We start from the raw sequence: 12473 nt of genomic DNA, 5'->3' as shown, positions 1-12473 counted from the left end.
CTGTTTTAGTTAGGCGTTTTATTAGATATATAAACTTTCGTGGAGGATCTCACTGACTGTCGGATGCGGGAAAATATTTTTCTTAAATTCATCGACTGTATAACCATTCTCGACAGCGATTCCGGCGGTGACGATAATCTCGGATGCCGGATTCCCTAGTAGATGGCAACCGATGATACGATCCTCGTCGTCCGTGATCAGTTTACATAAACCATTACTATTCTCGTTCTCTGCGACGAAACGTCCGGAATAGGTCATCGGGATCTTTTGAACACGAAAACTTTCCCCGTTCGCTACCAATTCCTCTTCTGTCTTACCCACGCTCGCCAATTCCGGATTCGTATAAACTACCGCCGGAATGGCTTTATAGCTCATCTCGTCCGGTATGCCTAGGATATGGTGTATGGCAACTTCCGCTTCCCGGTAAGCCGTATGTGCCAGCAGGGAAAAACCGGTAATATCTCCAGCCGCATATACATGTGGATGGGAAGTCAGCATATGTTCGTTTACCTTTACGCCGGCCCCTTGTATTTCGATCGCTAGATTTTCGAGTCCCAGACTCTTTGTAATCGGACGGCGGCCCACGCTCACCAATATTTTATCGGCTTCAATCGTGTCTGCCTTACCGTTTTTCTCAACAAAGACTTTCTCTGCCGATACCTCTGTAACTTTGGTATTCAAGAAAAACTCTACGCCTTTTTTCTTATACTCGGATCGAAGCATCGCTGAGGTTTCTTTATCCATATTCCCTAATATCTCGGGTAGCATCTCGATTACCTTCACCTTTACGCCCATACTGTTAAAGAATGAGGCGAACTCCATTCCGATCACGCCACCACCGATAATCGCTAACGATTTTGGCAAATCGTTGAGATCAAGGGCTTCCCGGGAAGTCCAATACTTGACCTCTGATAACCCTTTGATAGGAGGGATCACGGTTTCAGAGCCTGTGCATACTAACACATTCTTCACTAAATACTCTTTTCCATCACAGTGAATCCGTATATTTCCAAACTCCTCTCCGGTGATTCGTGCCTCTCCTTCTACAATGGTGACGCCGTTACCCGTAAGCCGGGCTTTTACCCCGAGCGTAAGTTTACGGACGGTCTTGTTCTTCCGGTCGATAATCTTTGCCAAGTCGAAACTTGGGTCTTTCATCGCCACTATACCATATTTGGAGGCACTTTTGATACTGTCTAGTATCTTGGCGGAGTATAAAAGAGTTTTTGTCGGGATACATCCCTCGTTTAGGCAGACGCCACCGATAGCGTTCTTCTCGAAAAGGATCGTTTTTAATCCATTCTCCGAAGCCCTTTCGGCGGCGGTGTAACCCGCAGGTCCACCGCCTATGATTGCTATGTCATATTCCATATACATTATTATAATTATTTGAATACTAAAATTCGTTCCTCTAATGGAGCGAATTGTTTTTCTCCCGGTTCCTGGGTAGAGGTTCCGAACGGCATCTCGGCGATCAGTTTCCAGTTCGGATTGATATGCCATTGTTTAGCGACCGCCTCGTCGATCAACGGGTTGTAATGTTGCAAAGAAGCGCCGAAGCCGGCGTCTTCCAGCATAGTCCATACCGCGAATTGATGCATAGCCGATGTCTGTTGGGACCATACCGGGAAATTCTCTTTATAAGAAGGAAATTGCTTCTGTAAGCCTTCTACTACCGCTGTATCCTCGAAAAAGAGGACCGTGCCATAGCCAGCCTCGAAAGAATTATCTATCTTTGCCTCGGTAGCCTTATAGGCTTCGGCGGGGACGATTTTACGAAGCGTGTCTTTTACGATTTCCCAAAGCTTCTTGTGGCTTTCACCCAGTAGCAGTACGATTCTCGTAGACTGCGAATTGAATGCGGAGGGAACGTGAGTGACCGCTGTCTTAATAATCTCATGAATCTCGTTGTCGGAAATGGGAGAGTTGTTACCTATTCCATAATGTGTCCGGCGATGCTGGATCGCTTCTTTAAAACTTCTTGCCATAATGAATATCATGTTATGTTGTTATATACCTATAACTAATTTAAGACATGATTTGTTGAGGAAAAAATATTTGAGAATTCTTGCGGATAAATCAAAATAATTCTTACCTTTGCACCCTGTAAAGATAAGACTCTATTAGAATCTTCGTTTTTGTTCATGATGCTAGTTCAGAAAGGGAAGACACATAGCAGGAGTTGACTTAAATTTCGTATAATTTAAAAGAACAGATTAGAAATGTCTAAAATTTGTCAAATTACTGGAAAGAGAGCAATGGTTGGAAACAACGTTTCTCACTCAAAGAGAAGAACGAAACGTAAGTTCAATGTCAACCTGTTTACGAAGAAGTTCTACTGGGTAGAGCAGGATTGCTGGGTTAGCTTGAATATATCTGCGGCTGGCTTACGTACAATCAATAAGTTAGGTTTGGATGCGGCTATCAAGATGGCGGCTGAAAAAGGTTATTTGAACGCATAATTTGTGGAGGATATAGAAAATGGCAAAAAAAGCAAAAGGAAATAGAGTACAGGTAATCCTTGAGTGTACAGAGCACAAGGAAAGTGGAATGCCGGGTATGTCTCGCTATATCACTACGAAGAATAGAAAGAATACTACTCAGAGATTGGAATTGATGAAATACAATCCGGTTTTGAAGAAGATGACGTTACACAAAGAAATTAAGTAATAGGAGATTTTAAACGATGGCAAAAAAAGCAGTTGCAACATTTAAGAAAGGTGACGGTCGTACTTATTCCAAAGTGATTAAAATGGTTAAGTCTCCGAAAACAGGTGCATACATCTTCCAAGAAGAAATGATCCCTAACGAAGCAGTAAAAGATTATTTCGCTAAATAATTAAGTAGCGAATAATAAAGAATATAAGAGGCTTCTCTCCGATAAAGCGGAGGGAAGCTTTTTTTGTACCCTAAACTTTTGAAAGTATAGTTGGTTACAAATAAAATATTTTCTTAATTTTGTTGGGTTAATTTGTCGAGATGAGGCATGCCGTGTCTCTTCCCATCCAAATGGTAGTTTGTGTGAAATAATAATATAACAAGATAAAATAATTAAAGCTATGAGATTCGATGTATCCAGCACTGCGCTATTATCACGTTTACAGTCTATAAGCAAGGTTATCGCTTCCAAGAACTCTTTACCGATTCTGGACAGCTTCCTTTTTAACCTAGAAGGAAATACGCTTACGGTGACAGCTTCCGATGCCGAGACCCGGTTGGTGACTTCCGTAGACGTCATGAATGCCCAAGGTGCCGGACTCTTTGCGGTTTCCGCCAAGATACTGCTCGATCCGCTGAAAGAGCTTCCCGAACAACCGCTTACTTTTGATATCAATGATGAGAATTTGGAGATTTTCATTCATTTCCAGAATGGTAAGTATAATTTTATCGGTCAGAAAGGGGACACATATCCGCAGCAGAAGCCGTTGAATGATAACGCTATCTCTATCTCGATGGATGCCCAGATGCTGTTAAACGGCATCAGTCGTTCCTTGTTCGCCACGGCCGATGATGAGCTTCGCCCTGTAATGAATGGTGTCTATTTCGATATCCATACGGATGATTTGACGTTCGTGGCATCAGACGGACATAAATTGGTTCGCTTGCGTAACTTGGCGGTGAAATCCCCGGAACGGGCTTCTTTCATTTTGCCGAAGAAGCCGGCTAATTTATTGAAGAATTTGTTGGCGAAGGAGTCGGAGCAAGTATTGATTAAGTTTGATGATAACAATGCGTATATTACTTGCACGAACTTCGAGATGGTTTGTCGTTTGATTGAGGGGCGTTACCCGAACTATAATAGTGTGATTCCTCAAGAAAACCCGTTTAAGGTAACGATCGATCGTATCTCTTTCTTGAATGCTTTAAAGCGTGTTTCTGTCTTTTCTAATCCGGCGAGCAGCTTGGTGAAGTTGCACTTGAAGGATAGCTTGATTACGGTTTCCGCCCAAGATATCGATTTCTCCACTTCTGCGGAAGAGCGTATTGTTTGTCAGTTTGACGGGACGGAGTTAAGCATCGGTTTTAAGGCTACATATCTGATCGAGATCCTTGGAAATATCAGCTCGGAAGAGGTTGTATTAGAATTAGCGGACCCTTCACGTGCCGGCTTGATCGTTCCTTCTGAGAATGATGAGGACGAGGACTTGCTCATGTTGCTGATGCCGATGATGTTGAATGACTAATAAATAAATAATGCAGTTAAACTTAAGGAACCCGCTGGTCTTTTTTGATTTAGAGACCACGGGTATAAATATCGTAAAGGACCGTATCGTAGAGATTTCCTACGTGAAGGTCTTCCCAAATGGGAAAGAAGAAACGAAGACACGCCGGATAAATCCCGGTATGCCTATTCCCCCCGAATCTACCGCTATTCATGGCATAACCGATGAAGATGTAAAAGATTGTCCGACCTTTAAGGAGATCGCTAAATCTTTGGCAACCCAGATCGAGGGTTGTGATTTGGCCGGATATAATTCCAACCGTTTTGATATACCCATGCTTGCCGAGGAGTTTCTGCGTGCGGGTGTGGATATCGATTTGAACCGGCGCAAATTTATCGATGTACAGACGATTTTCCATAAGATGGAGCAACGTACGTTATCTGCCGCTTATAAATTCTATTGCAATAAAAGCTTGGAGAACGCTCATACGGCTGAGGCTGATACGTTGGCTACGTATGAGGTGTTGAAAGCGCAGCTGGATCGCTATCCGGATTTGAAGAATGACGTAGCTTTCCTTTCCCAATATTCCTGCTACTCGAATAATGTGGATTTCGCCGGACGTATGGTTTACAACGATAAAGGCGAGGAGGTTATTAACTTCGGTAAGTATAAAGGCCGTTTGGTAACGGAGATCTTGAAGTCGGATCCGGGTTATTATTCTTGGATCATGAATGGCGATTTCCCGTTGAATACGAAGAAAATGTTGACAGAGATCCGTTTGAGAGACTTTAATTCAAAATAAGGCGATGAATAATTTTGAGTTTTGCAATCCTGTAAAGGTTGTGTTCGGCAAAGGAAGTATTGCCCGTTTGTCTGCGTTAATTCCAGAAGGAAGTAAGGTTCTGGTGGTATACGGTGGCGGTAGCATTAAGAAAAATGGCATTTATGAGCAGGTGACGGCAGCTTTGAAAGACTTCCATACCTATGAGTTTGGTGGTATCGAGGCGAATCCCCGTTATGAGACTTGTATGAAGGCTGTTGAGTTGGTGAAGAGGGAGAATATCGATTTCTTGCTGGCGGTAGGCGGCGGATCAGTGATCGACGCTACGAAATTTATCGCTTCGGCTACGTTTTTCGAGGGAGATCCTTGGGATATCTTGTCGAAAGGTGGCGTGATAAAGAAAGCGCTTCCTTTAGGAGTAGTGCTGACTTTGGCCGCTACCGGTTCGGAAATGAATGAACGGGCGGTAATTTCCCGGGAATCTGTTCATGAGAAATTGAATTTCATGTCTCCGTTGGTGTTCCCTAAGTTCGCTATCTTAGATCCGCAGGTAACTTATTCTTTACCAGAGCGACAGGTGGCTAACGGTGTCGTTGATTCGTTTATCCATGTGGTCGAGCAATACCTGACTTATCCGGTGAACGCTAAGGTTCAAGATTATTTTGCCGAGGGATTGATGAAGACAATCGTGGAAGAAGGCCGCAAGGTCTTGCAAAACCCGAATGATTATGATATTCGTGCTAATTTGATGTGGGCGGCTACGAATGCCTTGAACTGTTGGATTGGCCAAGGAGTACCCCAAGACTGGTCCTCACACCGTATGGGATATGCATTGACGGCGCAGTTCGGCTTGGATCATGCCCAGACTTTGGCGGTTATCTTGCCGGGTGTCATGACCTATATGCGTAAGGAGAAAACGGCGAAACTGATCCGGATGGGAGAGGTCGTATTTGGTATTACCGAAGGATCTGCCGATGAAAAGGCGCAAAAGTCAATAGAGGCTACGGAAGATTTTTTCCATTTCATGGGATTAAAGACCCGTCTTTCCGACTATGGGATCAAGGAGTCCGACTTGGATGCTTTGGTGGAACCTATCGATCGAATGGGATGGAAACTTGGCGAATATGGCAATATAAACTCAAAAGTAGCCAAAGAGATTCTTTTGTTGAGGTTGTAGAGACGCAACGTGCTACGTCTCTACTGGCAAAGATAAATTGATTCGATATATGACATTGAAAGATAAACATATTATATTAGGGATTACGGGGAGTATAGCCGCATACAAAGCCGCTTATATCATCCGGGGATTGGTGAAAAAAGGAGCCGAGGTACAAGTGGTTATCACGCCGGCGGGAAAAGAGTTTATCACTCCGCTTACGTTATCGACGTTGAGTAGCCACCCTGTAATCAGCGAGTTTTTTTCCAATAGGGATGGTACATGGAATAGCCATGTGGATCTGGGGCTTTGGGCGGATGCCATGTTGATTGCTCCGGCTACCGCTTCCACGATCGGTAAGATGGCGAACGGAATCGCCGATAATATGCTGATAACTACTTATCTTTCTTGCAAATCCCCTGTATTCGTGGCTCCGGCCATGGATTTAGATATGTTCGCTCATCCGAGTACCCAACAGAATCTGGAGCGCTTGCGTTCATTCGGTAACCGGATTATCGAACCTGCCGAGGGGGAATTGGCGAGCCATTTGGTTGGTAAAGGCCGGATGGAAGAACCCGATAAGATTATCGAGGTTTTGGAAGACTTCTTTTTCGCTCAAAAAGATCTTGAAAAAAAAAAGATCTTAATAACAGCAGGTCCGACATATGAAAAGATAGATCCCGTACGTTTTATAGGTAATTACTCTTCCGGTAAGATGGGGTTCGCTTTAGCGGAAGCTTGTGCGGAGAGAGGGGCGGAGGTGACTTTGGTCGCTGGTCCAGTCTCTTTAAAAACACATCATCCGGCTATTAAACGAATCGATGTTGAGTCTGCCGGGGAAATGTACCAAGCGGCGATAACCGCATTCCCGAGTAGCGATGCTGCCATATTATGTGCCGCTGTCGCCGATTACCGTCCGGAGAATGCTTCCGAGCAGAAGATCAAACGGGAAACAGAGGGAGAGATGACGCTTCATTTGGTTCCGAACCCGGATATCGCCGCCTCTTTGGGTGCGATCAAGCGGGAAGGACAGGTCATGGTGGGGTTCGCCCTGGAGACGAACGACGAGGCCACTCATGCCGAAGGTAAACTGAAGCGGAAGAATCTCGATTTCATCGTCTTGAATTCTTTACGAGACCAAGGTGCCGGTTTCCGTTGCGATACCAATAAGATCACGATTATCGACAATGCCGGAGGAGTAACGAGCTATCCGCTCAAAACGAAGCGGGAGGTAGCCTCTGATATCGTAAATAAGTTGGTAACATTATTGAAATGAGAAAAGTAAGAAGACTGTTTTATCTATTCATGCTTTGCGCCGCTCCTTTTTGTGGGAAGGCGCAAGAGTTGAACGCCCGTATCACGGTAAACGGAGACAAGATCGCGACCGCTAACAAGCAAATCTTCACGACCTTGCAGAACTCCTTGACTGAGTTCGTGAATAACCGGAAATGGACGGATGCCACGTTTGCTGTCAATGAGAAGATCGATTGTACGATGACGATTATCGTGAATGAATTGGATGAGACGAACTTCAAGAGCGAGATCCAGATACAAGCCCGCCGTCCGGTCTATAATTCCAGTTATACGACCACTCTTTTGAATTTCCGGGACCAACAGTTGGATTTTGAATATACGGAGGGAGAGCCATTGGACTATAACTCAAATACGCTGACCAGCAATCTTACGGCCACTATCGTGTTTTACGTCTATGTGATCTTGGGGCTTGATTTCGATAGTTTCGCCCCGAAAGGTGGAACTACCTATATACAGCAAGCCCAGCAAATCGTGAACATGGCCCAGTCCGAGATGTCGTGGACGGGCTGGAAAGCTTTTGATAGCAACCAGAACCGCCATGCCGTAGCGACGGCTTTGCAAGATAACGCATCCGACGCTTTCCGGGAAATGTGGTACACGTATCACCGGAAAGGACTCGATGAAATGGCGGCAAATCCGGATCGCGGACGTACGACGATCATCGGTGCGCTTCCCGCCTTGCAGGAAGTAAAGAAAGCCCGGCCTACTTCTGTGCTTCTACAAATGTTCGCCGACGCTAAATTAGATGAGATTATCGCGATTTATTCGAAAGCGACCACACAAGAGCGGCAAGAGGGCTATAAGATGCTGTTCGAGATCTATCCGGCACAATCCACTCGCTTGGAAGAGCTTCAAAAACCAGTAAGGTAAAATAGTTATGTTGAAATCCTTATTTATACAGAACTTTGTCTTGATAGACAATTTGGATATCCGCTTTGATAAAGGCTTCTCGGTGATAACGGGTGAGACCGGAGCGGGAAAATCTATTATATTAGGAGCCTTGTCATTGGTGCTGGGACAACGTGCGGATGGTAAGAGTATAAAGAAAGGTTCGGATAAATGTGTGATCGAGGCCGTATTTGATGTCTCAAAATATCAGTTGGAGCCTTTCTTCCTAAGTAACGACCTTGAGTACGACGCGGATAGCTGTATCTTGCGTCGGGAGCTTTATGCCTCCGGCAAATCCCGTGCCTTCGTCAATGATTCTCCGGTTTCCCTTACGATCTTAAAAGAGTTGGGAAGCCGCTTGATCGATATCCATTCGCAGCATCAGAACCTATTGTTGGGCGATAACCGTTTCCAGCTGAAAGTGATCGATGTAATGGCCGAAAATGAGATCTTGCTCATTCTTTATAAGAAGGAATTTACCCGTTATCAGGCGTTGCGAAGGGAACTGAAAGATTTGAGGGACAAAGCGGCTCAAAGCAAGCAGGAGGAAGACTATATCCGTTTTCAATTGGAACAATTGGACGAAGCCAACCTTCAACCGGATGAGCAGGATGAGTTGGAGCAAGAGCAAGAAACTCTCTCGCATGCGGAGGAGATCAAAAGTTCTTTATATAAGGTAACCGAACTCTTGGACGGCGAGGAGCAAGGAGCCATCCAAATACTCAAGGAAGCCCTTTCCACCGTGGATTCCTTAGAAAGATATTTCCCGAAAGCCAAGGAGATCTCCGAGCGAATCCGCTCGGCTTATATCGACTTGAATGATCTGGCTTCCGAGACAGACGTTTTAAAGGAAGATGTAGAGTTCAACCCGGAACGATTGGAATGGGTGAATGAACGCTTGAATACCCTTTATACGCTCCAGCAAAAACACCGTGTCTCCACCGTGGATGAATTGATCGCTATACGGGATCAATACCAAGAGCAATTGCGTGCGATCGATTCTTTCGATGAGCAAATCGGTTTGTTAGAGAGTCAATTGGATGCCTCGTATAAAGAGTTGCTTCAACAGGCCTCCGTGCTTAGCGAGCAGCGTAAAGTCGCTTCCACGGCGATGGCCTCGCAATTGGTCAAGATGATTATTCCGTTGGGGATGCCGAATACCCGTTTCCGTGTGGACATCCTTCCTCGCAAAGAGCCGGAGAGCGATGGAATGGACGATATCCGATTTATGTTCTCCGCCAATAAGAGCGCAGAATTGCAGCCGGTAGCCCAAACCGCTTCCGGAGGTGAGATCTCCCGGTTGATGCTCTGCATTAAGGCTATGATTGCCGGGTTCACCGCTTTACCTACTATTATCTTTGATGAGGTAGATACGGGGGTATCGGGTGATATCGCCGATAAAATGGGGGATATCATGCAAGAACTCGGAACAAAGATGCAAGTTTTCGCTATCACTCACTTACCTCAGATAGCGGCGAAGGGGCAAGCTCATTATTTTGTTTATAAGAAGGATACCAAAGACCGTACGCTGACCCGTATCAAGCAATTAGAGGGGGAGGAACGTGTGAACGAGGTGGCCCGTATGTTGAGCGGAGCCTCGTTGACAGAGGCTTCTCTTGCCAATGCGAAAGATTTGTTGGGTATCAAGGATTAAACCTTTCTGAAGTAGGGCAGTCTTAGATAAAAGAACAAACGATTCGCTTTATTATTAACTTAAAATTGAAAAGACATGAAACGATTCAGCTTACTATGTGTGTTGGCTATATTGTGCAGTTTACCCGCTTACAGCCAGTTTTGGATCAGTTTTGGGTGGAATGAACCGCATTGTCAAAATTGTCTTTGGATGGAGCAAGCGATGCATTTGCCCGCTCGCCAAGCAGCGGAATACCATAAGATCATCCATAAGTACGGACAGAAAATAGAGAAGGAGGCCCGCCGTGACTATCGGTATTGGGACCGGGCAGCTCGTCGTATTTACGATTTGCGCATGGAAAGGGATCGTAAGATCCAACGTATATTGACTCCGGCCCAGTTCAATCTATATGTCCGTTTTGTAAGGGAGCATCCGCAACGTATCCATGATTATCGGGGATGGTATGCGAATCCGAGATATCCGGATCGCCGCCCGTCCCATGACTGCCGTCGCTATGAGGATAACTATTGGAATTACCGCTGGGGTACCATTCACCATGACAATCATTGGAGAGACGACCGGCATGACTCAGATAGACATTGGGATCGTGACAACCATCGTCATGACTATCGGAAACCAGCGAAACCGGATAAGCCCAAACCTAAAAAGAATAAGAAGGATCGGGACGATAGAAAAGAACGGTATTATAGCAATGGGCGAAAGGTCTAATAATTCAACCATAGCTTGAAAGAGGCCCATTTTTCTTTGCTGACCAATATTTTCTCTTTATGTTCCGGCTTTATGTGGACAATGACCTTATTCTGAAAATAGGGCTCTATTTTCACGATGGATTCGATATTTATGATCGTCTGCCGGTTCGTCCGGAAAAATTTATCGGGATCTAATTGTTCCATGAGTTTATCCAGCGGGAAATCGATTATGTACTCCTTGTTTTGGCGTGTGACAGCGAAGGTGATCTTGTTTAATGAATAAAAGTAGGCGATATCCTCCACCTGTAAAGTGATCAGTTTCTCGTTGCCGGAAATAAGGAAACGGGTCCTGTATTTCTTGCCGGGATACGTGAGGGAATGGAGTACTTCCAATAAATCATTTTGCTCTAAGAGCTTCTGATTGTACTTAGACGTGACATGCTCGAATTTTTGGATGGCTTCCTCCAATCTCTCTTGTCGTATCGGTTTGAGTAGATAATCAATACTGTTTACCGTAAAGGCCCGGACCGCATATTCATCGTAAGCGGTCGTAAAGATAATGAGACTTGTAGGACAAGCCTGTTCTATAAATAAAAAAGAATTTCCATCCGACAACTGGATATCCAGAAAAACGATATCCGGATGCGGATGGAAAGCGAACCAAGCCACGGATGATTCGATGCTTCCGGGTATCTTGATGATATCCCATTGCGGGCGTAATTTCTTTATCATACCTTCCAGTAACCGGGCGGCCGGTTTCTCATCTTCGATAATGGCTACTTGGATATTATTCATAAATAAGTGGGATTGATACGGTGAATTGGTGATCATTTTTTCGGATCTGGATATCCTGCTTACATAGTAATTGATAACGCTCCGACAAATTCTTTAATCCTTTACCGGATGCGTTTGAGACTTTTTTAGGTCGTAATGTATTGCTGACGCATAGATATCGACCGTTCTTTTCAGTATATACTCGTATGGTCATCGGGTTAAAATCGTCGATATAATTATGTTTCACGACATTCTCGGCTAGTAGTTGCAGTGTCAGTGGGGGCAATTGATGGTCAATGACGTTGTCGGGAAGATCGCGTTCCAACGACAAACAATCTCCCAGCCGGACTTGATGGAGGAATATATAGGAATCCAGAAAATCAAGCTCCTCTTTTAAAGAGACGATCTGGCACTGTTGCTGGCGGAGCACGTAACGGTATACCTCGGATAGATGCTGCGTAAACTTGACCGCCGTAGATGGATCATACTCTATCTCCGCTATCAATGTATTCAAGCTATTAAACAGGAAATGAGGATTTAGCTGGCTTTGGAGAGCGGTATATTTAGCTTGTATAGATTCTGCTTCCAATCTTTGTTTCTCCTTATATAAATTCAATGTATAACGCATCGAATAATTAATCAAGAGAAGGCTGAAAATGATCATCTCCACGAACCAGACGGCTATTACTAAACCGGCCCCTTTTGCCCGGATCACGAAAGGATCGCCAATGCTTGTGATCCATTTCAACGAGATAAACAGGGTACAATTCATAAGTAGCAATAGGATCGCTACCAGTAGATAATGCCATAACATCCGGCTCTTATCGATATAATACAATGGGTAATTGGTAGCCATCCAATTACTGCTGACCAGTAAACTGAAACCGAACAGGTTGAATACCGCTATCGTGATGGACAAAGCGATCAATGAAATTTTTATATCGGGGATGCGCTCTTGTAGCTCCGTATGATATAACAGCAAGAAATAGGAAAAGACCCCTAATGCCGAAAACAAAAGGATACATGCCGATTTCCCGTATGATATTTCTTTCAT

Annotated in this window: 14 protein-coding genes; 10 read left to right on the top strand and 4 right to left on the bottom strand. The window is 44.6% G+C overall.

All coding sequences use genetic code 11. The features are described from left to right. Positions 1 to 21: 21 nt before the first annotated feature. Together lpdA and DWX84_RS06620 are read right to left on the bottom strand one after the other, a co-directional pair. Positions 22 to 1371 carry a dihydrolipoyl dehydrogenase gene (gene lpdA / locus DWX84_RS06625; protein ID WP_048928256.1) on the bottom strand — a complete coding sequence of 450 codons (1350 nt, stop codon included), beginning with the start codon at positions 1369 to 1371 and terminating at the stop codon, positions 22 to 24. A 14-nt stretch (positions 1372 to 1385) separates the two neighbouring features. Next, positions 1386 to 1988 (bottom strand): nitroreductase family protein, encoded by a 603-nt coding sequence (locus tag DWX84_RS06620; RefSeq protein WP_036615787.1) that lies wholly within the window; start codon positions 1986 to 1988, stop codon positions 1386 to 1388. A gap of 234 nt (positions 1989 to 2222) precedes the next feature. Between DWX84_RS06620 and rpmB the strand changes: the two genes are divergently transcribed. From rpmB to DWX84_RS06570, 10 genes are all read left to right on the top strand, one after another. Continuing rightward, positions 2223 to 2462: a 50S ribosomal protein L28 gene (gene rpmB / locus DWX84_RS06615; RefSeq protein ID WP_005857630.1), complete on the top strand. Its 240-nt coding sequence runs from the start codon at positions 2223 to 2225 to the stop codon at positions 2460 to 2462. A 19-nt stretch (positions 2463 to 2481) separates the two neighbouring features. Beyond that, entirely contained in the window at positions 2482 to 2670 is a 189-nt protein-coding gene (gene rpmG / locus DWX84_RS06610; protein WP_005857628.1) for a 50S ribosomal protein L33, read from the top strand. Between the two features lie 16 nt (positions 2671 to 2686). After that, positions 2687 to 2839 carry a DUF4295 domain-containing protein gene (locus tag DWX84_RS06605; protein WP_005638125.1) on the top strand — a complete coding sequence of 51 codons (153 nt, stop codon included), beginning with the start codon at positions 2687 to 2689 and terminating at the stop codon, positions 2837 to 2839. 220 nt (positions 2840 to 3059) lie between these two features. Beyond that, entirely contained in the window at positions 3060 to 4184 is a 1125-nt protein-coding gene (gene dnaN, locus DWX84_RS06600; RefSeq protein ID WP_005857626.1) for a DNA polymerase III subunit beta, read from the top strand. A gap of 10 nt (positions 4185 to 4194) precedes the next feature. Beyond that, a complete protein-coding gene (locus DWX84_RS06595) occupies positions 4195 to 4965 on the top strand; it encodes a 3'-5' exonuclease (RefSeq protein WP_005857624.1) in 771 nt (256 codons plus the stop codon). 4 nt (positions 4966 to 4969) lie between these two features. Further along, positions 4970 to 6121, top strand: coding sequence for an iron-containing alcohol dehydrogenase (locus tag DWX84_RS06590; protein WP_121960847.1), 1152 nt, complete (start codon positions 4970 to 4972; stop codon positions 6119 to 6121). Between the two features lie 49 nt (positions 6122 to 6170). After that, on the top strand, positions 6171 to 7376 hold the full coding sequence (gene coaBC, locus DWX84_RS06585) for a bifunctional phosphopantothenoylcysteine decarboxylase/phosphopantothenate--cysteine ligase CoaBC (protein WP_121960846.1): 1206 nt from the start codon (positions 6171 to 6173) through the stop codon (positions 7374 to 7376). Continuing rightward, entirely contained in the window at positions 7373 to 8284 is a 912-nt protein-coding gene (locus DWX84_RS06580; RefSeq protein ID WP_008772391.1) for a DUF4835 family protein, read from the top strand. Before coaBC ends, DWX84_RS06580 begins: the two co-directional genes overlap by 4 nt. A gap of 7 nt (positions 8285 to 8291) precedes the next feature. Next, a complete protein-coding gene (gene recN, locus DWX84_RS06575; protein WP_005857617.1) occupies positions 8292 to 9956 on the top strand; it encodes a DNA repair protein RecN in 1665 nt (554 codons plus the stop codon). A 75-nt stretch (positions 9957 to 10031) separates the two neighbouring features. Further along, positions 10032 to 10664, top strand: a complete 633-nt coding sequence (locus DWX84_RS06570) for a hypothetical protein (protein WP_005857615.1) — start codon at positions 10032 to 10034, stop codon at positions 10662 to 10664. Here the strand turns inward: DWX84_RS06570 and DWX84_RS06565 are convergent. Both DWX84_RS06565 and DWX84_RS06560 read right to left on the bottom strand, forming a co-directional pair. Continuing rightward, positions 10661 to 11440 carry a LytTR family DNA-binding domain-containing protein gene (locus tag DWX84_RS06565; RefSeq protein ID WP_172618151.1) on the bottom strand — a complete coding sequence of 260 codons (780 nt, stop codon included), beginning with the start codon at positions 11438 to 11440 and terminating at the stop codon, positions 10661 to 10663. The genes DWX84_RS06570 and DWX84_RS06565 overlap by 4 nt on opposite strands. Further along, a complete protein-coding gene (locus tag DWX84_RS06560; RefSeq protein WP_005862913.1) occupies positions 11433 to 12473 on the bottom strand; it encodes a sensor histidine kinase in 1041 nt (346 codons plus the stop codon). The genes DWX84_RS06565 and DWX84_RS06560 overlap by 8 nt, the downstream gene beginning before the upstream one ends.

The organism is Parabacteroides sp. AF21-43, assembly GCF_003635435.1.
GTDB classification, from domain to species: Bacteria; Bacteroidota; Bacteroidia; order Bacteroidales; family Tannerellaceae; genus Parabacteroides; species Parabacteroides distasonis.
The sequence above is the reverse complement of the archived record's forward strand: the minus strand, read 5'-3'. Positions and strand labels throughout refer to the sequence as shown.

Excerpts from the sequence above, each read along its gene's own strand:
- DWX84_RS06620 (WP_036615787.1), bottom strand. The coding sequence starts at position 1,988 with ATGGCAAGAAGTTTTAAAGAAGCGATCCAGCATCGCCGGACACATTAT.
- rpmB (WP_005857630.1), top strand. The coding sequence starts at position 2,223 with ATGTCTAAAATTTGTCAAATTACTGGAAAGAGAGCAATGGTTGGAAAC.
- DWX84_RS06565 (WP_172618151.1), bottom strand. The coding sequence starts at position 11,440 with ATGAATAATATCCAAGTAGCCATTATCGAAGATGAGAAACCGGCCGCC.
- DWX84_RS06560 (WP_005862913.1), bottom strand. The coding sequence starts at position 12,473 with ATGAAAGAAATATCATACGGGAAATCGGCATGTATCCTTTTGTTTTCG.
- DWX84_RS06570 (WP_005857615.1), top strand. The coding sequence starts at position 10,032 with ATGAAACGATTCAGCTTACTATGTGTGTTGGCTATATTGTGCAGTTTA.
- DWX84_RS06580 (WP_008772391.1), top strand. The coding sequence starts at position 7,373 with ATGAGAAAAGTAAGAAGACTGTTTTATCTATTCATGCTTTGCGCCGCT.
- DWX84_RS06595 (WP_005857624.1), top strand. The coding sequence starts at position 4,195 with ATGCAGTTAAACTTAAGGAACCCGCTGGTCTTTTTTGATTTAGAGACC.
- lpdA (WP_048928256.1), bottom strand. The coding sequence starts at position 1,371 with ATGGAATATGACATAGCAATCATAGGCGGTGGACCTGCGGGTTACACC.
- DWX84_RS06605 (WP_005638125.1), top strand. The coding sequence starts at position 2,687 with ATGGCAAAAAAAGCAGTTGCAACATTTAAGAAAGGTGACGGTCGTACT.
- dnaN (WP_005857626.1), top strand. The coding sequence starts at position 3,060 with ATGAGATTCGATGTATCCAGCACTGCGCTATTATCACGTTTACAGTCT.
- rpmG (WP_005857628.1), top strand. The coding sequence starts at position 2,482 with ATGGCAAAAAAAGCAAAAGGAAATAGAGTACAGGTAATCCTTGAGTGT.
- recN (WP_005857617.1), top strand. The coding sequence starts at position 8,292 with ATGTTGAAATCCTTATTTATACAGAACTTTGTCTTGATAGACAATTTG.
- DWX84_RS06590 (WP_121960847.1), top strand. The coding sequence starts at position 4,970 with ATGAATAATTTTGAGTTTTGCAATCCTGTAAAGGTTGTGTTCGGCAAA.
- coaBC (WP_121960846.1), top strand. The coding sequence starts at position 6,171 with ATGACATTGAAAGATAAACATATTATATTAGGGATTACGGGGAGTATA.